The sequence below is a fragment of the Bacillus sp. H1a genome, from assembly GCF_000633475.1.
GTDB classification, from domain to species: domain Bacteria; phylum Bacillota; class Bacilli; order Bacillales; family Bacillaceae_G; genus Bacillus_A; species Bacillus_A paramycoides.
Window position 1 is genome coordinate 106,246 of record NZ_AYMH01000010.1, and the last position, 21,727, is coordinate 127,972.

Annotated in this window: 22 protein-coding genes and 2 other annotated features; of the genes, 4 read left to right on the top strand and 18 right to left on the bottom strand. The window is 36.6% G+C overall.

The annotated features are described in order from the left end of the window. Positions 1-111 precede the first annotated feature (111 nt). Together U860_RS0104475 and U860_RS0104480 are read left to right on the top strand one after the other, a co-directional pair. Positions 112-486: a hypothetical protein gene (locus tag U860_RS0104475; protein WP_025147551.1), complete on the top strand. Its 375-nt coding sequence runs from the start codon at positions 112-114 to the stop codon at positions 484-486. A gap of 13 nt (positions 487-499) precedes the next feature. Continuing rightward, complete coding sequence (locus U860_RS0104480; RefSeq protein ID WP_025147552.1) at positions 500-862, top strand: hypothetical protein; 363 nt, start codon at positions 500-502, stop codon at positions 860-862. 20 nt (positions 863-882) lie between these two features. Here the strand turns inward: U860_RS0104480 and U860_RS0104485 are convergent, their stop codons facing one another. Further along, positions 883-2,682 carry a DHA2 family efflux MFS transporter permease subunit gene (locus U860_RS0104485; protein WP_025147553.1) on the bottom strand — a complete coding sequence of 600 codons (1,800 nt, stop codon included), beginning with the start codon at positions 2,680-2,682 and terminating at the stop codon, positions 883-885. Between the two features lie 12 nt (positions 2,683-2,694). Further along, the gene (locus U860_RS0104490; RefSeq protein WP_025147554.1) at positions 2,695-3,348 is read right to left on the bottom strand and encodes an HlyD family efflux transporter periplasmic adaptor subunit; all 654 of its coding nucleotides are present in this window, start codon (positions 3,346-3,348) and stop codon (positions 2,695-2,697) included. A gap of 295 nt (positions 3,349-3,643) precedes the next feature. Here U860_RS0104490 and U860_RS0104495 point away from each other — a divergent pair, with 295 nt between their 5' ends. Further along, positions 3,644-4,261: a TetR/AcrR family transcriptional regulator C-terminal domain-containing protein gene (locus U860_RS0104495; protein WP_025147555.1), complete on the top strand. Its 618-nt coding sequence runs from the start codon at positions 3,644-3,646 to the stop codon at positions 4,259-4,261. A gap of 41 nt (positions 4,262-4,302) precedes the next feature. Here U860_RS0104495 and U860_RS0104500 read toward each other — a convergent pair whose 3' ends face one another. The 7 genes from U860_RS0104500 to ytxC all read right to left on the bottom strand — a co-directional run bounded on the left by U860_RS0104500 (position 4,303) and on the right by ytxC (position 11,131). Further along, positions 4,303-5,388: a M42 family metallopeptidase gene (locus tag U860_RS0104500; protein WP_002173699.1), complete on the bottom strand. Its 1,086-nt coding sequence runs from the start codon at positions 5,386-5,388 to the stop codon at positions 4,303-4,305. A gap of 70 nt (positions 5,389-5,458) precedes the next feature. Continuing rightward, complete coding sequence (locus U860_RS0104505) at positions 5,459-5,950, bottom strand: dUTP diphosphatase (RefSeq protein ID WP_000365057.1); 492 nt, start codon at positions 5,948-5,950, stop codon at positions 5,459-5,461. 548 nt (positions 5,951-6,498) lie between these two features. Next, a complete protein-coding gene (gene rplT, locus U860_RS0104510) occupies positions 6,499-6,855 on the bottom strand; it encodes a 50S ribosomal protein L20 (protein WP_001138364.1) in 357 nt (118 codons plus the stop codon). Between the two features lie 37 nt (positions 6,856-6,892). Beyond that, complete coding sequence (rpmI, locus tag U860_RS0104515; RefSeq protein ID WP_001125945.1) at positions 6,893-7,093, bottom strand: 50S ribosomal protein L35; 201 nt, start codon at positions 7,091-7,093, stop codon at positions 6,893-6,895. Positions 7,094-7,114: 21 nt separating this feature from the next. After that, positions 7,115-7,618 carry a translation initiation factor IF-3 gene (gene infC / locus U860_RS0104520; RefSeq protein ID WP_000973214.1) on the bottom strand — a complete coding sequence of 168 codons (504 nt, stop codon included), beginning with the start codon at positions 7,616-7,618 and terminating at the stop codon, positions 7,115-7,117. A 63-nt stretch (positions 7,619-7,681) separates the two neighbouring features. Continuing rightward, positions 7,682-7,802: a sequence feature (ribosomal protein L20 leader region), on the bottom strand. A 208-nt stretch (positions 7,803-8,010) separates the two neighbouring features. Continuing rightward, complete coding sequence (gene thrS, locus U860_RS0104530; protein ID WP_025147557.1) at positions 8,011-9,942, bottom strand: threonine--tRNA ligase; 1,932 nt, start codon at positions 9,940-9,942, stop codon at positions 8,011-8,013. A gap of 48 nt (positions 9,943-9,990) precedes the next feature. After that, positions 9,991-10,218, bottom strand: a binding site (T-box leader). 31 nt (positions 10,219-10,249) lie between these two features. Beyond that, positions 10,250-11,131 (bottom strand): putative sporulation protein YtxC, encoded by an 882-nt coding sequence (gene ytxC, locus U860_RS0104535; protein WP_025147558.1) that lies wholly within the window; start codon positions 11,129-11,131, stop codon positions 10,250-10,252. A 238-nt stretch (positions 11,132-11,369) separates the two neighbouring features. On the opposite strand from ytxC, the gene U860_RS32725 reads away from it, so the two are divergent. Beyond that, a complete protein-coding gene (locus U860_RS32725; protein ID WP_240184448.1) occupies positions 11,370-11,549 on the top strand; it encodes a DUF4177 domain-containing protein in 180 nt (59 codons plus the stop codon). 30 nt (positions 11,550-11,579) lie between these two features. Here the strand turns inward: U860_RS32725 and dnaI are convergent, their stop codons facing one another. The 9 genes from dnaI to polA form a co-directional block, all read right to left on the bottom strand. Then, the gene (gene dnaI, locus U860_RS0104540; protein ID WP_002173703.1) at positions 11,580-12,518 is read right to left on the bottom strand and encodes a primosomal protein DnaI; all 939 of its coding nucleotides are present in this window, start codon (positions 12,516-12,518) and stop codon (positions 11,580-11,582) included. Between the two features lie 33 nt (positions 12,519-12,551). Continuing rightward, complete coding sequence (locus U860_RS0104545) at positions 12,552-13,958, bottom strand: DnaD domain protein (protein ID WP_025147559.1); 1,407 nt, start codon at positions 13,956-13,958, stop codon at positions 12,552-12,554. Between the two features lie 152 nt (positions 13,959-14,110). Next, positions 14,111-14,572 (bottom strand): transcriptional regulator NrdR, encoded by a 462-nt coding sequence (gene nrdR / locus U860_RS0104550; protein ID WP_001203686.1) that lies wholly within the window; start codon positions 14,570-14,572, stop codon positions 14,111-14,113. 195 nt (positions 14,573-14,767) lie between these two features. Next, positions 14,768-15,151, bottom strand: a complete 384-nt coding sequence (gene speD, locus U860_RS0104555; protein ID WP_002003660.1) for an adenosylmethionine decarboxylase — start codon at positions 15,149-15,151, stop codon at positions 14,768-14,770. A gap of 386 nt (positions 15,152-15,537) precedes the next feature. Continuing rightward, on the bottom strand, positions 15,538-16,566 hold the full coding sequence (locus U860_RS0104560; RefSeq protein WP_025147560.1) for a glyceraldehyde-3-phosphate dehydrogenase: 1,029 nt from the start codon (positions 16,564-16,566) through the stop codon (positions 15,538-15,540). A gap of 109 nt (positions 16,567-16,675) precedes the next feature. Beyond that, positions 16,676-17,278, bottom strand: a complete 603-nt coding sequence (coaE, locus tag U860_RS0104565) for a dephospho-CoA kinase (RefSeq protein WP_025147561.1) — start codon at positions 17,276-17,278, stop codon at positions 16,676-16,678. A gap of 51 nt (positions 17,279-17,329) precedes the next feature. Next, positions 17,330-17,962: a sporulation membrane protein YtaF gene (gene ytaF / locus U860_RS0104570; protein ID WP_025147562.1), complete on the bottom strand. Its 633-nt coding sequence runs from the start codon at positions 17,960-17,962 to the stop codon at positions 17,330-17,332. Positions 17,963-18,034: 72 nt separating this feature from the next. Continuing rightward, a complete protein-coding gene (gene mutM / locus U860_RS0104575) occupies positions 18,035-18,865 on the bottom strand; it encodes a DNA-formamidopyrimidine glycosylase (RefSeq protein ID WP_025147563.1) in 831 nt (276 codons plus the stop codon). Between the two features lie 12 nt (positions 18,866-18,877). Then, positions 18,878-21,511 carry a DNA polymerase I gene (gene polA, locus U860_RS0104580; protein ID WP_025147564.1) on the bottom strand — a complete coding sequence of 878 codons (2,634 nt, stop codon included), beginning with the start codon at positions 21,509-21,511 and terminating at the stop codon, positions 18,878-18,880. Positions 21,512-21,727: the final 216 nt, after the last annotated feature.

Below are 21,727 nucleotides of genomic sequence, written 5' to 3' on the forward strand. Positions count from 1 at the left end.
AATTCGTATCGTTACTTCTCATTTCTATCAATTTATACATATTTATTAATAATATCCAAAATAAACCTCATGTAGTAAAATATAACTTAATTAATATAAAGGAGTTTATATATGTTCAGTATTATTTGGATGCTCTTTATGCCACTTCTCTTATTATGTGGAATTGCTGGTGGTATTTTTTTAGTAGTAACAGGAATTATTCATCGAAAATTACTTGTTATCTTAATGGGGATTATTTGCTTCTCATTCGTTACAATGCCTTTTATTTTTTTGAACAAAGGTATCAAAGGAGAGGACGTTCTTCACATTCCAACTGTTCTATATTGGATGCTTTTCTCTCTAGCTGGTTTATTAGCAGGAATGAATGGGGCACGTTCAAAAATTAATAGTATACGCAACATGGGATTCATTATTTTCTCAATAGGACTGTTCGCAGCTATTTGTTATCAGCTCATGTCTATGCCTGATTCATTTTTCATTCGTTAAGGAGTTATTATACATGGAATCTACCGGATTATTTATTTGGTTTATCTTAGCCCCTATTTTATTGTTATGTGAATTCATCGTTGGCATTTTTTTAATTGCTGCCGGAATTAAATATCGTAAATTACTTACCATTATAGCTGGATTGATTAGCGTATTATTTATCGGTGTTCCTATCATTTGTATAGGAATCGGAATAGATTTAGAGCAGAAACTCCTAATTTCAGGAACTTTATATTGGAGCTTCTTCCTTTTAGCTGGACTATTAGCTATTATAAGCGGGAGACAATTAACACATATTCGTTCTATGGGGATAATTTTATTTATAACGGGATTATGCTCTTTGACTGCTTATCATCTTTTATATCTAACTACATAAAAACATAAAAAGCAGGGAATTTAATTCCCTGCTTTTCTATTTGGTTTATTGCCTGATGGTAAGAAGAACGATAACACCCAAGCAACGCCTGCTAATATCGTTGCAATTAAGAAGGCATCGTTAATACCATTAATTGCAGATAGCTTTGAAATTTGTCCGAATAATAGTTGCGCACTCATCGCGTCTCCTGCTTGTGCAGATCCAGCGACCGCAGCTAGGCTTTGACCCATGCCGTGCACTTTATCAACTAAAATTGGGTTTGATGTTGTTAACATATTGCCATAATCTGCTACGTGAGCAGTCGTTTGTTGCGTCATAAGCGTGATTAATATCGCTGTTCCAATTGAACCAGCTACTTGTCTTGACGTATTTTGCGTTGCTGTACCGTGAGAAATTAATTTCATCGGTAACGCGTTCATACCAGCTGTCATAATTGGCATCATAATGAATGACATACCAATTGAACGTATAATATAATCCGTCATAATAACGCTATACGGTGTATCCATCGATAACGTAGTAAATTTATATGTCGCAAATGTCGTAATCGCTAACCCGACAATTGCTAACGGGCGAATGCCATACTTATCAAATAGTTTACCTGCAACTGGTCCCATAATCCCCATAATTAATGATCCCGGAAGGAGTAGTAAACCAGATTCCATCGGCGTAAAGCCGCGAATATTTTGCAGATATACCGGAAGCAATAACATACCTCCGAATAATGCCATCGTTACGATTGCGTTAATTAATAATGTGAAAGTGAACGTTGGATATTTAAACACTTGTAAATCAAGCATTTTATTATCCGTTGTTAACTCTCTCCAAATAAATACTGCTAAACCAATGACACCGATGATAAGTGTTATAACAACTTCTGCACTAGTCCAGCCATTATTTCCAGCTTCACTAAATCCGTACAATAAGCTACCTAGTCCAATACTTGAACTAATAACACCGAATACATCTAACTTTGTTTTAGACACTGGCTGAGCTAGTGTAAAGAATTTTAAAGATAAGAACGTAATAATTAAACCGATAACAAACATACCGTAGAACATTAAGTTCCAGCTATAGTTTTCAATTACCCAACCTGTTACAGTTGGCCCGATAGCAGGTGCTAAAATCATTGCAACACCTAGTAATCCCATCGCTGCTCCGCGCTTATGAGGCGGGAATAATGTCATGAAGATATTCATACCAACCGGCATTAAAATACCTGCACCGACCGCTTGAATAATGCGGCCTGTCATCATCATTGTGAAATTACCTGATGTAGCACAAATGATAGATCCTACCGTGAAGAATAACATTGCTGCTACGAATAATTTACGATACGTAAATCGTGAAACTAAAAACGCACTAATCGGTACTAAAATTCCGTTTACAAGCATGAAACCTGTAATTAACCATTGTGCTGTTGAAGTTGATACGTTAAATTCGTTCATTAATGGCGGTAGTGCAACATTAATGATTGTTTGGTTTAAAATAGAAACGAACATACCGAGAATTAATACAGCTACGACTGCCTTCACGTTTACATTCCCTAGAGGCATAGACATTTGCTTTTTCGGCACTTCTGTTTCTTGTTTTACTTCTTCTTGCTTCCCTGTTCCTAATTCAACTACATTAGAAACTTCTGTTTCTTGTTTTGATTCAATTTCTTTCTCTTCTGTTTCTACCTTACTTACTTCTATTTTACTTACGGCTGGGACTTGTTCTTCTCCCACGTTCGTTTTTTTCTTTCGTAAAAGACGATTTACAAGGAAGAAGACGATTATACAAAATAGTGCATATCCTACAATTGCAATTGAGGACATCTCATCTCCCCCTTACTTATGAATACGAACTGACACATTCATTCCAGGAACAATATTTACTGATTTACTGTGATCTAAAGAAATTTTAACTGGTACAACTTGCTTTACTTTCGTATAGTTCGCTGTTGCGTTACTTGATGGTAACATCGAGAATGTATTTGCTGTTGTTAATCCAACTTGTTCTACTTTTCCTGTTAACGTTGTATCTGGGTATGCATCTACATACACATCTACTGTTTGGCCTTTTTGAACATCATCAATAGTTGTTTCTTCAATGTTTGCTGTTACCCATAAATTATTCATATCAAATGCGTAAGCAATTGGGCTTCCCGCTCCAACGAATGCATTTGTTGTTGCGTTTGATTGTACAACTGTCGCATTTTGTGGAATCGTTACGTCTACTGTTTGTTCTCCACTTGCTGCCGCTACAGTAACAGCACCTAATTTATCGTTCTCATTGTAATTTTTACCTACTTCAGCTTTCCAGTCTGTTAATTTACCCGCTACTGGTGACGCAATTGGAATTACCTTTCCGTCAATTTTTGCATTGTCTGTTTTTAAATAGTTTTCCGTTTGATTGTAATAGTAATAACCGCCGATACCGCCGCCAACTAATACAATTAATGTGATAATGTTGATAATTACCATTCTTCGAAACTGATTCATTGCATTCCTCTCCTTATATCGCATATAATTTTTTTCTAAACTATTTATATCCTTTTTGTTTAGATTGCTTAATTGTTAATTATATTAACTTTTAACCAAAAAAATCACACCATCTGCAGTATAAACCTAATTTGTCTGCCTGCGAGCGGTGCTGATTTCTAAAGGACTATCGTTTATAATTATAAATAATTATTCCGAATCTACAACCGACAATTTAAACATATATGTTGTTTAAACAACATTACACTATATATGTGTTGTTTAAGTGAAAAAAATTAAACGAGGTGAAGTAAAAATGTCTATTAAAAATACAAATGATCCACGCGTGAAACGAACGAGACAACTCATACAGGATGCTTTTGTCGCTTTAGTAGGCGAAAAGGGCTTTGAAAATGTATCCGTTCAACATATCGCGGAACGCGCCCCTGTAAATCGCGCTACATTTTATAGCCATTATCACGATAAATATGACTTATTAGAAAAAAGCATAGAAGAGATGCTAGAAAAGCTAGTCGAGGTGATTAAGCCAGAGAAGCGCAGTAAAGAAGACTTTCAGCTTACGTTTGATTCTCCACATCCGACCTTTTTAGCTTTATTTGAGCATATCGCAGAAAATGCTAATTTCTATAACATTATGCTCGGTGATAAAGCAGCCGGAAACTATACTTATAAAATGATGAAAGCAATTCAAACACATTTAACGTTAAGTTTATCCATTTCACAGCCTAACGATGAAAAGCTTATGGTCCCTCGTGATATTCTCATTAGTTATGTTACTGGTGCTCATCTCGGAATGATTATGTCATGGCTAAAAAAGGGCATGATCTATACCCCGCATTTTATGGCGATGCAGTTGACGCGCTTAATTATTTTAGGAGCTCATACAGCAGCGGGATTAGAAAGACCGTTTTAACATAAAAAAAAGCGAAGGAAATTCCTCTTCGCTTTTTTCTATTAATTAAATGTAATGTTATGTACAGCCTCTTTATCAAGACGTTTAATAACTTCTACAATTAACTTCACTGCGTTTTCATAATCATCACGATGTAACATCGCTGCATGAGAATGAATGTAGCGTGTCGCAATCGTAATTGCCATAGACGGAATACCGTTTACAGAAATATGAATTGCTCCTGCATCCGTTCCGCCACCCGCTACAGAGTCATATTGATACGGAATTTGTAATTCGTCAGCAACATCAACAACGAAATCACGTAAACCTGTATGACCAATAACAGAAGCATCATATAAAATGATTTGTGGGCCATCACCCATTTTACTTTGTGCTTCTTTCGCCGTTACACCTGGTGTATCACCAGCAATACCAACATCTACAGCGAATGCGATATCTGGCTTAATATAGTTTGCAGATGTTTTCGCACCACGAAGACCAACTTCTTCTTGTACAGTCCCAACGCCGTATACAACGTTTGGATGCTTTTCATCTTTTAATTGTTTTAATACGTCAATTGCAATTGCACAACCAATTCGGTTATCCCATGCTTTTGCAAGTAACATTTTTTCATTCTTCATTACTTGGAATTCAAAGTAAGGTACAACTTGATCTCCTGGTCGTACGCCCCACTCCATCGCTTCTTCTTGGCTAGAAGCACCAATATCGATGAACATATCTTTAATGTCAACTGGCTTTTTACGAGCTTCTGGAGGTAAAATGTGCGGTGGTTTGGAACCAATTACACCTGTTACATCTCCTTTACGCGTTACAATCGTTACACGCTGTGCAAGCATAACTTGTGACCACCAGCCTCCAACCGTTTGGAAACGAAGGAATCCTTTGTCATCAATTTGCGTAATCATAAAGCCAACTTCATCTAAATGACCTGCAACCATAATTTTCGGGCCGTTTTCTTCCCCAACTTTTTTCGCAACTAAACTTCCTAAATTGTCAGTAGAAAGTTCATCTGCAAACGGCTCAATATATTTCTTCATTACTTCACGTGGTTCGCGCTCGTTACCCGCAATACCGCGTGCATCTGTTAATTCTTTTAGCATTGTCAATGTCGCGTCTAATTTTGTCATTGCCAACACCCTCCTTTTTCTTCAGTCACTTCATTATACAATAAGTAAATTGAAATATTCAAAAATCAGCTTAGTATCCTTGTGTTTGACGCTGATGATTTACTTCATTTTTATCTAAGTATGCTTTTTCAATTTCTTCTTGTTCAAATTCAAGCGCTTGTCCAAGGCGAAGATAGCTTGTAAATAATTCAATATAGTTCGTAATAGATGGTTGATCTGTAAAACGAATGACTTTCGCATATGTGTCTAAGAAAATTTCTACTTGTGTTTTATTCGTTTGCGCACATTTATAGAATAAGAAGTTTTTATCAATTCCTAAATCGATTCCGATTGATAAAATAAAATGTAGGCCATCTACGTATTCTTCTAATATTACTTCACGTTCTGATGCTGGTTTATTGCTCCAATATTTAAAACAACGTGTTTCATTTGCAAGTTCTCCAATTTCTACAAGAAGAGCTAACATTTTTTCTTTTAACAATTTCTTCGGTTGTAAGTCATGCTCTTTCACAATACGATCGTCTAATTCTTTTTGTAATTTAAATAGTTGTAGTAAGTCCATTCTATTGTCCTCCTCCAACATCGCATTTTCCGCAACAATGTTGTTTCATCTCAAAGTTCATTATTATTTTTCGTTTCTTATTAACAAGTCAGCTACCTACATCTTTATAAAGATAGCTTGTCCTTAATTTGCAAATACGTTTCAATCATCATTCATAGATTATTCATCTGATGAAAGTTCCATATCATCTTTCCATTATAGCAGTGTCGTTTCTGCTAGGAAAGGTACACTTCCTCACGAATGAGTACAAATAAAAAAGCCAAGAGAATTCCCCTGACTTCATATGTATATTCTTCTATATTGCTATAACTTTTATATTGATTTTGTCATATCGATAACGACACGCCCGTAGATCTTTCCTGCTTTCATGTAAACGCCTCCTCGTTATCTTTCCAAAAGTTCTTACAAGCACATATTAATATACTGAGGTGCGAAATAACGCACTCAATTGTGACGATATCACGTAGGGAATTTTATTAATTATTGAATAATTATAATGAATACAAATAAAAAACCTTAGAAGAAAAATCTTCTAAGGTTTTAAACAATTAGTTAATGTTGTTTTTTGCAACTGTTGCTAATTCAGCGAAAGCTTTTTCGTCATGAACAGCTAAGTCAGCAAGCATCTTGCGGTTAACTTCGATGCCAGCATTTTTTAAACCGTGCATTAAGCGGCTGTAAGAAAGACCATTCATACGAGCTGCTGCGTTGATACGTGTAATCCATAATTTACGGAAGTCACGTTTCTTTTGACGACGGTCACGGAATGCATACATTAGAGATTTCATAACCTGTTGGTTAGCAACCTTAAATAATGTGCTCTTAGAACCGTAGTAACCTTTTGCTAATTTTATAACTTTTTTACGACGTTGACGAGTAACTGTACCACCTTTTACTCTTGGCATAATATTACCTCCTATTTGTTCTATATATCAGCCGAACTTATTTTAAGTTGTCAAGCATTTGACGAATGCGTTTGAAGTCACCAGCGCTTACTACACCAGCTTTACGTAATTTACGTTTAGCTTTTGTAGATTTGTTAGCGAATAAATGGCTTGTGTAAGCGTGAGAACGCTTCAGTTTACCAGATCCAGTCTTTTTGAAACGCTTTGCAGCGCCGCGATGAGTTTTTTGTTTAGGCATAGGTATTTCCTCCTCTATCTATTACTTATCGTTTTTCGGTGCTAAAACTAAGAACATACTACGTCCTTCCATTTTAGGCTTAGATTCAATTGTACTAACTTCAGCACAAGCTTCTGAGAAGCGATCTAAAACACGTTGACCGATTTCTTTATGAGTAATGGCACGTCCTTTAAAGCGAATTGACGCTTTAACCTTGTCGCCTTTCTCTAAAAACTTGATAGCATTACGAAGTTTTGTGTTAAAGTCGTGTTCATCAATTGTTGGACTTAAACGAACTTCTTTCATGCTAATTACTTTTTGATTTTTGCGCTGTTCTTTTTCTTTCTTTTGTTGCTCAAAGCGGAATTTACCGTAGTCCATAATGCGGCATACTGGCGGTTTCGCATTTGGAGCAACCAATACTAAATCAAGATTAAGATTTGCAGCTAAGTCTAAAGCGTCATTACGAGACTTGATTCCAAGTTGATCGCCGTTCGCGCCAACTAAGCGTACTTCACGTGCACGAATTTGCTCGTTAATCATCATATCCTTGCTAATAGTAAGCCACCTCCAAGGTTTTCTCAGAATACGTTTTGTAATTGTAGAACCCGAACAAAAAAAGTGCGGGCATACGGCACCCACACTTGTAATATCTTTAGTAAGAAATACATTTACCTGCTAACTGCGAATGCGTCCATCAGGTGAGAAGCGGGTGCTTCTACTTGTTCCAAAACCATATTCTATTATCCTTGATGAGTTTATCATAGGACATGACGTCTGTCAAGAAGACGCGATGTGTTTTACTAACAACAAGAAATATTGTAACAAACAACTGGCATACATGCAATACTTTTTTATGATAAGTATTGTTTGGTTATTTTTTCTAGATTTTCTTATTTATAATACATAAGAAAGCCGCGGTATACCGCGGCTCTTTCTTATCGTTTTCCTTCTACTTTAATCATGTCAACAAACGCATCTAATGCGATTGTTTCTGATTTTTGTTCACCATATTTACGTACGTTTACGCCATTTTCAGTCACTTCATTGTCACCTACTACAAGCATGTACGGGATCTTTTGCATTTGTGCTTCACGGATTTTGTAACCAATTTTCTCTTCACGAGTATCTACTTCAACACGGATACCAGCACGTTGCAGGTCTTCTTGTACTTTCTTCGCGTAGTCTAAATGTACTTGCGGAGAAACTGGAATTACTTGCGCCTGAACTGGAGCTAACCAAGTTGGGAATGCACCTTTGTATTCTTCAATTAAGAAGGCAACGAAGCGTTCCATAGTTGATACAACACCACGGTGAATTACAACTGGGCGATGTTGTTTACCATCTTCACCTACGTAAGTTAATTCAAAGCGTTCTGGAAGTAAGAAGTCTAATTGTACAGTTGAAAGTGTTTCGTCTTTTCCAAGTGCAGTACGAACTTGAACGTCAAGTTTCGGACCGTAGAACGCTGCTTCACCCTCAGCCTCATAGTACTCAAGACCCATTTCATCCATAGCTTCTTTTAACATACCTTGTGCTTTTTCCCACATCTCATCATCAGCATAATACTTTTTAGTATCTGCTGGGTCACGATAAGATAGACGGAATGAATAATCTTCTAAGCCGAAATCTTTGTATACTTCTAAAGTTAAGTTTACAACGCGTTTTAATTCTTCTTTAATTTGGTCTGGGCGAACGAAAATGTGCGCATCATTTAAAGTCATCCCGCGTACACGTTGTAATCCAGATAATGCTCCAGACATTTCATAACGGTGCATTGTTCCAAGTTCCGCAATACGGATTGGTAGTTCACGGTAGCTATGAATATCATTTTTATAAACCATCATATGGTGAGGACAGTTCATTGGACGAAGAACTAATTCCTCATTATCCATTTCCATTGATGGGAACATGCCATCACGATAGTGGTTCCAGTGACCAGAAGTTTCATAAAGCTCTCTGCTTCCTAGTACTGGAGTGTATACGTGGTCATATCCTAAGCTTGCTTCTTTATCAACGATGTAACGCTCAATAATGCGGCGGATTGTTGCACCTTTTGGTAACCAAAGTGGTAAACCTTGTCCTACTTTTTGGCTATTAGTAAATAGTTTTAATTCTTTACCTAATTTACGGTGATCACGCTCTTTTGCTTCTTCAAGCATACGTAAGTGCTCATCTAATTCTGCTTTCTTAACGAATGCAGTACCGTAAATACGTTGTAACATTTTATTATTGCTATCGCCGCGCCAGTAAGCACCTGCAACGCTTAATAATTTAAATACTTTAATCTTTCCTGTAGATGGAAGGTGAACACCACGGCAAAGGTCGAAGAATTCGCCTTGCTCGTAAATTGAAATAACTGCATCTTCTGGAAGATCGTTAATTAAATCTAATTTTAACTCATCGCCAACTTCTTCGTAACGACGAAGTGCTTCTACACGTGGTACTTCATGACGAACGATTTCTAAGTTCTCGTTCACAATTTTTTGCATTTCTTTTTCGATTTTCTTGAAATCTTCAACTGTAATTGCTTCTTCCATATCGATATCGTAGTAGAAGCCATTTTCGATTACTGGACCGATACCAAGCTTAACATCTTTATATAAACGTTTTAACGCTTGCGCTAAAAGGTGGGCTGTTGAGTGGCGTAAAATATATAAGCCATCTTCAGAATCTAATGTAATGATAGAAACTGCACCATCTTCTTCAATTGGTGTAGAAAGATCGATCATCTCATCATTTAACTTTCCAGCCACAGCTTTTTTCTTTAAGCCTGGGCTAATAGAAGCTGCGATTTCTTCAGTTGTTACTCCTTTTGGAAACTCCTTCACAGCTCCATCAGGGAAAGTAATTTTAACTACATCTGCCATCACTGGTCACTCCTCTTTTTTTTCAAAATAAAAAACACTCATCCCATAAAAAGGGACGAGTGTTGAATTCGTGGTTCCACCCTTGTTCCAATTAACTTTATTGTTAATTGCTCAAGTTCAACATAACGGTGTTGTCCGTTAGCAATTACTAGAAAAAGGTTCACTGCTAAAGTTTAGAGGTGGTAAGTAATAATCCCGTACTAGGAAGCTCACACCCTAAGGCTTCCCTCTCTGAAAATCGTAGAAAACTACTCATGTCCTCATCATAACATTTCGATATATTTCATTTATGTAGGTAATTATATGCTCAAAAACTTAGAAAATCAAGGGCGTTACCCTTATTTTTTAAATTTTTCACGTTGCGTTCAAATTCATGTAATCCATGTAGTTGTACTCGCTCTTGAAATACATTTCGCAAAGTAATAATCATATTATGATCTTGTTCTTTCGTATATAAATAAATCTTTTTCGGCGAAATGGAAAGAAGTGGTGCAATTACTTTCGTATCGATATATACATCCTTTTGCTTTAATAATTCTTCATCTATATATTGAACCAATTTCTCCTGTTTTAAACGTCTACCTTTATCATCATAGAAAATAAAACTCTCATCAAAAATAAGATGCACACAGGACAATCGCGATTTCCGGCTCCTTACTTGTTGGCGAAGTGTCTCAATGAACATTTGATATTCCTGCTCCATCTTATACTCATCAATTGCAACTTCAGCAAGCCGATCTACCATTTCCCTATATGTACGAAGACGAAAGCGAACGTATGATGAAAACGAAAATGAGAGCGGATCACAAAGCCAATCATTTAAAGACGACGCAATATAAGATTCAAATTTATGACGCGTTAAATCACTAGCTACCCCTTTTCTTCTTTCCTTTAAAATCTCATGTGCCATATGCAATATTTGATGACACTCTTCTTGTTCTTCATAAAAAAACTTTTCCTTTAAAATGGTATGAATCCATTCATTTTGTTTCACATTCATAATGAAATATAGTAATACTGGCAATAAAATCTTTTCAATATAATTCGATTCACATAATGGTATATGAATAACAACCTTTTGTTCATTTAAATATACACTTGTTTCCTTGTATAAGGATTCCATTTTTTTCGTTAGTTGTCTGTATACGTGCACAGCATCATTTTTTTCTTCGAAGCAAATTTCAATCACTTTTGTCCCCCCTTTTATCCCCGCTCTAAAGGATTTAAAAACCCTATAAGAGTCCGATCCGTGGCAAAGTCTCTCAGCAGAAACAATCTTCTACCATTAGACAACCCACTCGATACAACTTGCTAATTTCATATATATTAAAGGAGAGAGAAAAAAATGATACAAGCCAATTTAATTTTTTTATTGTATAATTTATTCATCACTAAAATGATGTATACAAATGTTTTGATATAAGTTTGTGAAAATCGAATTAACCTGGGGTTTTACCCGCTCGAAACCAACTGAAGATTATCAAAAAATTATTCAAGAACATGCTAGAGACGGATGGAAGTTCGTACGGATTTCCGCCCCTGCAATCGGTAATTCCGGACAACCTGAATATTTCGAGCTCATATTTGAAAAGAAAATAACACTATAATAAAAAAGAGCAAGCTTCTCAGCTTGCTCTTTACTTATGACGACGGTTCTTCCCACCAATAGAAATTGGCTTCGCTAAATATTGAATTCGTTCCATAATACGGGCCGCTTTCATCTCTTCTGCTTCACCACGCTGTGTATACGTTAAATGATGTTCTAACTGTTTGAAATCAAAGTTAGACGTAAAGAACGTCGGTAAGTTTTCTAACATACGGAATTGCAAGATTGCACCAAGAACATCATCACGCACAAAACTTGACATTGCTTCCGCTCCGATATCATCTAACATTAATACTTGTACGCGTTTTACCGCATCAATCTTTTCACCAATCGTATTATCTTGAATCGAGCTTTTAATTTCACGTAAAAATTCTGGGAAGTATACGATCATTGAACTTATTTTCCTAAGAGCAAGCTCATTTGCAATCGCCCCTAAAAGATATGTTTTCCCTACACCAAATTTACCGTAAAGATATAAGCCCTGCACTTTTTTTCCTGGTTCATATGCACGTAAAAATTCATTCGCTGCACCAATTGCATCAATACGCGCATCTAAATCTGAAGGGTCTAAGTTTTCCATAGACGCCTGTAAAATATCATTTGGCATATACACACTTTGAACAAGTTTTTCATGTTTCTTTCTCTCATCATATGCTACTTTTCTTACGCAGCGATCATATTGAATATCAATCATCTTACCTTGGATGACAAGCTTCGGCTCATATCCTTGCAGCATATTTTTACATGACCCTAAATCTGGACAATCAGCGCACCCTACACTTTGCCCAATATATTCATATAACTTCACAAGACTTCGTTCAATCATCGAAGTCGTTACTTCACCTTTATGTTCGTCTATAAATTCTTTCACACGAGGGTGCGCCATCACTTCTGCCTTTAAGACTTCATATCTATTCTTAAAGTTTTCATTCTCCATTAATTTCGCAAACGAATTTTGAATATGCTCCATTTCCTCACCTCAAAGAGCGTTCATTCTCTTCTATTAATCACGCTTATATTTTTTCAACACTTCTTCTAATCGTTTTCGTTCATCTTCTAACGTACTTGCATTTTTTTCCACACTCACGTCATTTTTCACAGTTTCTTTCGCTTGTTCTTTCGGCTCTTCTTTAAGCCAATCAGGTACCATTTCTTTACGCACCGTTTTCTTGGTCGTACGGCCTTTCTTCTTCGTCTCAGCCCACTCTTGATATTGACGATTCTCTTCTTTTGCTAGCGCCATTGCTTCGCCTACTGTACCAACCTTTTTTCGCGCCCAATGCCCAGCAATCTTCTCAACATACGTTTTAGCAAGCTTCATATCTGAGCGTAGCATAACGTAATAAATAAGTACATTCACAACCCCTGGCGTTAATTTTTGGTTTATCATTACATCCTCGACAATTTGCAAGTCCGCCTTCGTCGCCTCTGCACCGCCCGAAATCTCCTTCAATAGTTGTTTTGGCGAGATTTCCTCTAACTGCTTCATTAGCATCTCTTCTTGCGTAGATGGCTCTTTCTCTTTCATTGTACGAGCAGCATGAGGTTGCACCCTTTCACTTAATACAGGTAATGCTTGACCATTTTCGAATTGATACCAATCGCGTGCTCCCTTTCGAAGCCTTTCAATATCAATTGTTTGCATCTCTGTCACTGCGCCAAGAACGATATTTTGCATCGATAACACATCCACACCGTACACATAAGAGAGTGTAATGACACATTCTCGCACTTGATCTGTAATCGCCTTTTTAGGAACAAGCGCTGATAATCCTTCTACAAATAAAGAGAAATCAAAGAAATCATTCCAAACTTTCGGAGCATCCCCCTTCTCATTACTTGGCATAGTTGTCGTTTTCGGGATACGAAGTTCTTCTTGCGCATACTCAAACTGACCTGGGTTAAATGAATCAAATACATCATTGAAGGAGCGCGTAACATTTTCATAAGAAGCAAAATCGAATTCTTCTTCTAAGAAATATTGCTTTACTTGGTTGTATTTTGTCCGACTCAATCGATTGTATAAAAAGATACTTAAAACAATATCATCAAAAAACTGCTTCGGAGATAAAGGTGGTTGCAATTCATATATAAACATTCGAATATCTTTTTCTTTCTTAATATATACATTTAAAAGCCCAATCGCCTCTAACTTTACTCGTTCCTCATATATTTCAGGAAGTTGCATTTGCATGGTCACCATAAGGGAGTGATGTGTATTCTCTTTTCCAAACACACGATCTTGCTCTAACTCTCCCCATAGCGTCATGTATAAGCTAAAAGCTCTACTACCTACTAGCGGCTGATACAACATCGTTAACACTTTCCGGTCGTAATTATGTAGCAACCCTTTCGCACTTACTTTATAACGATCAATCGGCAATAGCTCCATCCATGACTGTTTTTCCATTCTTGCTTTCCTTTCTCTCATCTAATCTAACCTATATTTCATTCGTTCTATCTTCATTATATAATTTCTTAGCGAAAAAGAGCTATTAGCTTCCGCTTCTAGCTCTCTTATCTCGTTTACTTACAGTATATAAAGAGAATGGATTACACCTTCTACTCTCTCTCTTTTTGCAGTATATCTTTTAATTCTTCAATAAATACATTTAAATCTTTAAATTGACGATATACAGAAGCAAAACGTACGTAAGCAACATCATCGATATCGCGAAGTTCTTCCATAACAATTTCACCAATCATATCACTTTTCACTTCTGATATACCTAAGTTACGAAGTTCACGCTCTACACTTTGCGTTACTTCCTCTAACTGCCTTAAAGATACAGGTCTTTTTTCACACGCTTTAATTAACCCGCGTAAAATCTTCTCTTTATTAAACTCTTCTCGTGTTCCTTCTTTTTTAACAACGATAAGAGGTGATTCTTCTACCCTTTCAAATGTCGTAAAGCGACTTAAACAACTTTCACACTCTCTCCTTCTTCGAATAGAGCGCCCCTCGTCTACCGGACGCGAATCTAACACTCTTGTGCCATTATGAAAACAGGATGGACAACGCAATTCATTCACTCCTTTACAATATACTCTTTATTTTTTACGATTCATCTACACGTGAAAATATATATACAATATTATATAACTCATTCTTCTACACTGACCACTCTAAGTTAATACATATCATGATCTTATTTTATATAAACTAAAAAAGAGGTGCATTATACACCTCTTTACATTTTAAATCAATTATGTTCTTTTTTAAAGAGCTTTTGTTTCTCTCTGCTTAATTTCGAAGCTACCAGTGCCTCGAGGAAGCTCGATGCTCTCACGCGTTTTCGCGTTTAAACCTTCTGCAATATATTCTGCAGCAACATTTGGATCAATACGATCCCCACAAGTATAAACATCAATACTTGCGTAACCGTGCTCCGGAAAGCTATGAATTGTTAAATGTGATTCCGAAATAATTACTACTCCACTTACACCTTGTGGTGCAAATTTATGAAAAGCAACCTCACGTACTTCAGCACCAGCTCTTAGTGCTGCATCCACAAATAATTGTTCAATATACGGCATGTCATTAAGCTTGTCGAAATCGCAATCCCAAAGTTCAGCGATCACGTGACGACCCATCGTATCCATAGTATCCATTCTACAGTTCCCCCTTGTAAATTTAATCTAACTGTTCGAATTGAAAACTAATTTGCAATTTGGCTTGCTCCACTACCACGGGGGAAAGTTAGTCCAGAGAGGTCCTAACCCTTTAAGTAGTGACTACGTACCTCAGCTCTTAAGTTTACGAGTGTTAGTATACTTTGTTTATTTTCATTTTGCAACAACAGTTTTTTCGATTTTCTGTCATATTTTCCTCTTTACTTTTCCCTAAAAAAAATAAACCATTCACAAATGCAGTAATCCCAATGCTTTTTGGTATGTCCACTTTTTGAAAATATACTCATATAATTTTTTTCCTTTTCAGAAAAAAATAAAAAAGAAGGCAAATATTTACTTGCCTTCCTTTATTTCACTTAAATGTGTTGAACATTTTCTTGTTTCGCTAATTCACCAACAACTAACGTTACAAGATCTACAACACGACGAGAGTAGCCCCACTCGTTATCATACCAAGCAAGCACTTTCACTTTACGATCACCCATTACCATTGTAGATAAACCATCAATAATAGCTGAGTGTGTATTTGTATTAAAGTCGATAGACACTAAAGGCTCTTCGCTGAATTCTACAATTCCTTTTAATGCACCGTTTGCAACAGTTTTGAACGCTTCATTAATATCTTCAACTGTCACATCACGTTTTACGTCTACTACTAGGTCAACTAGAGACACGTTTGGTGTTGGTACACGAAGTGCCATACCATGAAGTTTTCCGTTTAAGTGTGGAAGAACTTTTGCTAGCGCTTTCGCAGCACCCGTCGTTGTCGGAATGATAGACTGTCCGCAAGCACGTGCTCTTCTTAAATCTTTATGTGGATTATCAATATTTTTTTGGTCATTTGTATAAGCATGAACAGTTGTCATTAAACCGTTTTCAATTCCGAACTGCTCATCTAACACCTTTACAACAGGCGCTAAACAGTTTGTTGTACAAGATGCATTTGAAATAACAGTATGTTTTGTAATATCTAATTGGTCATCGTTCACACCAACTACAATTGTTACATCTTCATTTTTACCAGGCGCTGTTAAAATAACTTTTTTCGCTCCAGCTTCAACATGAAGAATTGCTTTTTCTTTCGAATTAAATTTACCAGTTGCTTCAATTACAACTTCAACACCTAGATCTTTCCAAGGCAATTCCTTTGGATCGCGGTTGTTTAAAAGGCGAATCATTTTCCCATCAACTAGTAGGTGATCTTCAAATGCTTCTACTGTTCCGTCAAACTTGCCATGAACTGTATCATATTTAATTAAATGTGCTAACGTTTCGGATGGATAGCTTGCATTGATTGCTACAATTTCGAATGCGCTTTCTTTTATTGCTTGACGAAATACCATTCTCCCAATACGTCCAAATCCATTAATTGCCACACGAGTCATAATATGTTATCCCCCTTGAATGCGTTATACTATTTATCTCCAATCCCAATAATAGTATAACACAAAAAGAAGATATGTCACTAAGCATTTTCATTAATTTCACAATTTTTTAATCAATAATGTTCCATTCTTTCAAAATAGCAGCTAATTGTGTTTTCGTTTCAACAATTGTGCCATCATTATAAATTACTTCATCCGCCATCTTTACCTTTTCTTCTAGTGGCATTTGAGATTGAATACGTGCCGTTGCTTCTTTTTCTGAAAAATCATTCCGTTTCATTAAACGTTCTAATTGCGTATTCGGCGTAACCGCTACAACTAATACTCGATCAACGAGATTTGTTAATTTACTTTCAAACAAAAGAGGGATATCTAACACAACCGCTTGCATACCTTCTTTTATGTACATCTCCTTTTGTTCATTCATTTCTTCACGCACCGCAGGATGAACAATTTTGTTTAACTGCAATCGTTTTTCTTCATTATAAAAAACAACACTTCCAAGCTTCGGTCGATCAAGTTCTCCATCTTTTTGTAACACTTCTGTTCCAAAAACTTCTACAATTTTGTTATATGCTGGTTTTCCACGTTCTACAACTTCTCGCGCAATAATATCGGCATCAATGACTGGTATATTTATTTCACGAAACATTTGTGATACTGTACTTTTCCCGCTCGCAATGCCTCCTGTTAATCCAACTACAACTGTCATAATAATCCTCCTCATAATAATAGGCGCGAAACTAATGTTCCACGCCCATACTTACATTTTCCAAATTCCAATAATAATGAGTAAAACCCCAGGCAGGAATGTAAATTTTTGTAACCATTTCATATTCGATAAAACCGTACCGAGCTTCATTCCAATAAATAAAAATAAAGAACTCATAACCGCAACTATCGTCGCCATCATCGCAGGTGCATACCCTAATAAAGATGCACCAATTCCAGCACCAAACGAATCCACAGAAAGAGCAATACCGAGAAGTAGCGCTTCTCCTGCAGAGATGATTCCTGATTTATCAAAATCCGCAACAGTCGGTTTTCGCAAAATTTGAACGACTAGCCCTAGCGAAGCAATTTCTAACTTCCAAACTTTCTCTTCTTGCTTCGGTTCTTCTTTTTTATCGCCCCGAAAAAACTGATATAACACCCAAATACCTATTCCAATAAGAACAAGCCCACCGATACGCGTTGCGATAACAGGTGAAAATATTTTCGCGATCATATGTCCAATTCCCATGGAAACGAGCATTACAGCTGCTGAACAGATCCCGATAATTATAATAGATCTTAGCGGAATTCTTACGCTTCTTAACCCGTATGTCAGCCCTACACTACAGCTATCTAAGCTTAATGTAAAAGCTAATAAAATAAGAGATAAATAAAGGTACATCGGTAAGCTCCTCCCTTATACATAGCTCTGCTGTATGTATATGACAAATGCCTATCCGATGTTATCTCTTTTCTATATTCTAGGCTGGCAAATTGGGCAGTAATGCGTTCCTCTTCCACCAACCACCGTTTTTTCTAATATCGTGCCACAAGTTACACACGGTTCTCCTTTTTTCCCATATACATTTAGAAGCTCTTGGAACGAACCGATTTGACCTTGTGAATTAATATAAGTTCTAATTGTACTTCCCCCGCGTTTAACAGCTTCACCTAGTGTTGTGACAGTCGCCTCGTAAATTCTTTCGATTTCCTCTTCTGTTAAAGACGATGCTTCTCGTTCTGGATGGATGCGCGAACGGAATAAAACTTCATCTACATATATATTTCCAAGCCCTACTAAAAGACGCTGGTCTAATAATACAACTTTTATTTTACGATTTGTCTTTTGTAGTCTTTCCCTTAAGTACTGCGGTGTCAATTCAGCATCAAATGGTTCTGGCCCTAAATCTGCAAGAGGCATTTGAGCAAATTCTTCACCTTTCTTAAAGAGATGCATCGTACCAAACTTTCTCACATCTTTATAATGCAATTCAGTTCCATCTGTAAATAAGAAACGCACGTGTGTATGTTTATCGATTGGCTCATCCTCTTGATGAAGTAAAAACTTACCTTCCATACGCAAATGTGAAACAATTACATAGTTCGTTACATATAGAAGTAAAAACTTACCTCTTCGTTTTATATTTCCAATCGTCTCGCCTCTCAGCATTTCTTTAAAGATTTCTACATCGTCCGGTCGTTTCACTATTTTTGGATAAGTGACAATTACATCTTCAATTACTTTTCCCGTTACAAGATTTTCAAGTGTCCGTCTAACGTTTTCAACCTCTGGTAATTCAGGCATTTTATCCCTTCCTTATTTCGCGTCGTACCAAGTTGGGCCGTAAGAATAATCAACTTTTAATGGAACTGCCAACTCAATTGCATGCTCCATTACTTCTGGTACAAGCTTCTCTAATTTTTCCACTTCTTCTTTTGGTGCTTCAAAGATCAATTCATCGTGTACTTGCAGAAGTAGACGCGCTTCTAATCCTTCTTCTTCTAAACGATCCGCCATAATAATCATAGCCTTTTTAATAATATCCGCCGCACTACCTTGAATTGGTGTATTCATTGCAGTACGCTCTGCAAAGCTACGCAAATTAAAATTACGACTCGTAATTTCTGGAATGTAACGACGACGATTTAATAGCGTTGAAACATATCCTTTTTGCTTCGCATCTTTTACAATGTCATCCATATATTCTTTCACACCTGGGAAGCTTTCTAAATACTTCTCAATAAATTCTCCTGCCGCTTTTCGAGTAATCCCCAAGTTTTGCGAAAGTCCGTAATCACTAATACCGTACACAATACCAAAGTTTACAGCTTTTGCTTGTCGTCTCATATTAGATGTCACTTCATCTTTTCCAACGCCGAATACGTCCATAGCTGTTTTCGTATGAATATCCATATCATGTTTGAAGGCTTCAACTAATCCTGGATCATTTGCAATGTGAGCAAGCACACGAAGCTCAATTTGTGAATAATCAGCCGCATACATAACCCATCCTTCTTCTGATGGAACGAATGCCTGACGAATCTTTCTACCTTCTTCTAATCGAATCGGGATATTTTGTAAGTTCGGATCTGTTGAACTTAATCGCCCTGTTTGCGTTAACACTTGATTAAAACGAGTATGAATTTTAGATGAATCTTCATGTACAACTTTTAATAAACCTTCAATGTATGTTGAATTTAGTTTCCCTAATTGACGATAGTGTAAAATATTCGGAATGATCGCATGATGATCCATAAGCTTGTCTAGTACATCAGCAGACGTAGAATAACCTGTTTTCGTCTTTTTAATAACAGGTAAGTTTAAGTTCTCAAACAGGATAACTCCAAGCTGCTTCGGTGAATTAATATTAAACTCTGTTCCTGCAAGCTCATAAATCTCTTGTTCCATTTCCTTCAGTCTGCCAGCTAGCTCTTCTCCCATATTACGAAGACGCCCCGTATCAACTTTCACACCTTTTACTTCCATATCAGCTAATACTCGAGCAAGCGGTAATTCTAATTCGGTAAACAGTTCATATTGCTCGTTCTTTTCTAATTCTTCCTCGAATGTTTGCTTCACATCGTATAATACATGCACTTTACGAGCTACATGCTCAGCTACTACCTCTTGTTCTGGAACAGCACGCTTCGCACCTTTACCGTATACTTCTTCATCAGACTTTACCGCATGTGTTTCTTTCATTTTTGCTACAGCGCGAAAATCTTTATCTGTATCAGCTGGATCAAGTAAATAAGCAGCAATTAATAAATCAAAGTCAATCCCTTGAATATCTACACCTTTCCAGTTGAGAGCAACGATAGCTCGCTTCGCATCAAATGTATGTTTCCTCATTTCTCCATTCGCAAGCCACTCTTTGAAAGCATCTGATTTAAGAACGACGTCTGTCGGAATAAAGTAACAACCATTTTCATTTTGAATACCAAAACCTTGAATGTCCGCTTTATGATAGTTATCTTCTTGTACCTCTACAATAAGCGCACTATCTTGCTGAAGCATTTCTTCCGTAACTTCTTCCACAATATCAAATGTAATATCATCTAATTCAGCTGGCGCTGTTTCTTCTGGTGTAACACCTAACTTATTTAAAAGAGATGTAAATCCTAAATTCTCGAACATCGGAATAACATCACTTGCTTCGTATCCTTTATATTCCATATCATCTACATGCACAGTAATTGGTGCATCCGTAATAATAGTCGCCAAATCTTTACTCATAAGAGCTTGTTCTTTATTTGCTTCTAACTTTTCTTTTAATTTCTTGCCACTTACTTGATCTAAGTTTTCATATACAGCTTCTACTGTTTCAAATTGTGTTAACAATTTAATTGCAGTTTTTTCACCAACACCTGGTACGCCAGGAATGTTATCTGATTGGTCTCCCATTAAACCTTTCATGTCAATAATTTGTTTTGGTGACAAGCTATATTTCTCAAATAAAGCTTCTTTCGTATATTCATCTACTTCCGTAATCCCTTTGCGAGGAATACATACGAGTGTATTATCTGAAACAAGTTGAAGTAAATCTTTATCTCCTGAAATAACTTTAACATGAAACCCTTGTTCACTCGCTTCTTTCGCTAACGTCCCCATAATGTCATCCGCTTCATAATTTTCTAACTCATAACGCGGAACATTAAATGCATCAAGTAGTTCACGAATAAACGGGAATTGCTCCGATAGTTCAGGTGGAGTCTTTTGACGCCCTCCCTTATAATCACTATATGTTTTATGACGGAATGTTGTTTTTCCCGCATCAAATGCTACAAGCATATGCGTCGGTTTTTCTTCCTCTAATATTCTCATTAACATCATCGTAAAACCATAAATTGCGTTCGTATGTATACCCTTGTCGTTATTTAAAAGCGGTAGTGCAAAGAAAGCACGATACGCGATATTATTACCATCTACTAATACGACTTTTTTTTCCAAACTACAAACCTCCCCATACAAATTTGAAACGATTTTTCCACAGAAAAAAACCGTTCCTTTCCTCTCTCTATATTAACATGACTAATAGAGAGAAGAAAAATAACGGTTTTTTCTATCACATATAAACGGAAATATATATCAATATCTTTATTTTTACAAAAGGGAAGTGACGAGAATAGCGTAACTATTCTCGTCCAAAATTACTCCTTGGATGAA

Coding starts and splice junctions, on each gene's coding strand:
- infC (WP_000973214.1), bottom strand. CDS start 7,618: ATGATGATTAACGAGCAAATTCGTGCACGTGAAGTACGCTTAGTTGGC.
- U860_RS0104560 (WP_025147560.1), bottom strand. CDS start 16,566: ATGACTCGTGTGGCAATTAATGGATTTGGACGTATTGGGAGAATGGTA.
- U860_RS0104480 (WP_025147552.1), top strand. CDS start 500: ATGGAATCTACCGGATTATTTATTTGGTTTATCTTAGCCCCTATTTTA.
- U860_RS0104505 (WP_000365057.1), bottom strand. CDS start 5,950: ATGGACTTACTACAACTATTTAAATTACAAAAAGAATTAGACGATCGT.
- coaE (WP_025147561.1), bottom strand. CDS start 17,278: ATGACAGTTGTAGTTGGATTAACAGGAGGCATTGCGAGCGGGAAAAGT.
- ytaF (WP_025147562.1), bottom strand. CDS start 17,962: ATGTACCTTTATTTATCTCTTATTTTATTAGCTTTTACATTAAGCTTA.
- speD (WP_002003660.1), bottom strand. CDS start 15,151: ATGGATACGATGGGTCGTCACGTGATCGCTGAACTTTGGGATTGCGAT.
- U860_RS0104475 (WP_025147551.1), top strand. CDS start 112: ATGTTCAGTATTATTTGGATGCTCTTTATGCCACTTCTCTTATTATGT.
- rplT (WP_001138364.1), bottom strand. CDS start 6,855: ATGCCAAGAGTAAAAGGTGGTACAGTTACTCGTCAACGTCGTAAAAAA.
- U860_RS0104490 (WP_025147554.1), bottom strand. CDS start 3,348: ATGAATCAGTTTCGAAGAATGGTAATTATCAACATTATCACATTAATT.
- U860_RS0104545 (WP_025147559.1), bottom strand. CDS start 13,958: ATGGAAAAACAGTCATGGATGGAGCTATTGCCGATTGATCGTTATAAA.
- dnaI (WP_002173703.1), bottom strand. CDS start 12,518: ATGGAGCATATTCAAAATTCGTTTGCGAAATTAATGGAGAATGAAAAC.
- mutM (WP_025147563.1), bottom strand. CDS start 18,865: ATGCCTGAATTACCAGAGGTTGAAAACGTTAGACGGACACTTGAAAAT.
- rpmI (WP_001125945.1), bottom strand. CDS start 7,093: ATGCCTAAACAAAAAACTCATCGCGGCGCTGCAAAGCGTTTCAAAAAG.
- U860_RS0104500 (WP_002173699.1), bottom strand. CDS start 5,388: ATGACAAAATTAGACGCGACATTGACAATGCTAAAAGAATTAACAGAT.
- U860_RS0104485 (WP_025147553.1), bottom strand. CDS start 2,682: ATGTCCTCAATTGCAATTGTAGGATATGCACTATTTTGTATAATCGTC.
- U860_RS0104495 (WP_025147555.1), top strand. CDS start 3,644: ATGTCTATTAAAAATACAAATGATCCACGCGTGAAACGAACGAGACAA.
- thrS (WP_025147557.1), bottom strand. CDS start 9,942: ATGGCAGATGTAGTTAAAATTACTTTCCCTGATGGAGCTGTGAAGGAG.